The following is a 266-nucleotide window of genomic DNA, read 5'->3' as shown; positions in this document are numbered from 1 at the left end:
GCCGACCAGCGTGCCCACTCCCCAAGCTCCCCGGCGAAGGCCTTGCGGGCCGCCTGCACGGCAGCATCTACCTCTTCGGCCTGGCACCGGGCGATGCGGGTCAACGGCTCCCCCGTGGCCGGGGCATCTACTTGCAGAGCCTGCGCGGTATCGACCCACTCTCCTCCAATCAGCGCCTGCTGCGACAGCAGGCCGATGGTATGCGACATCAGGGGCTCCTTTTATTGTCATTGTGGTCATTACGGTTAATACAGACGGCTCTTTGA

At 63.5% G+C, this 266-nt stretch carries 1 protein-coding gene; it reads right to left on the bottom strand.

Annotation, left to right across the window (positions count from 1 at the left end; all coding sequences use genetic code 11):
- Nucleotides 1–209: aldehyde dehydrogenase family protein (locus V0R37_RS22360; RefSeq protein WP_420376590.1), on the bottom strand; the 209-nt coding region annotated here is incomplete at its 3' end.
- Between the last annotated feature and the right edge of the window lie 57 nt (nt 210–266).

This window comes from Pollutimonas rozaliensis (assembly GCF_048751585.1).
Lineage (GTDB): Bacteria > Pseudomonadota > Gammaproteobacteria > Burkholderiales > Burkholderiaceae_B.
Note: the sequence above shows the minus strand (reverse complement) of the source record. Positions and strands in the feature narration are given on the sequence as shown.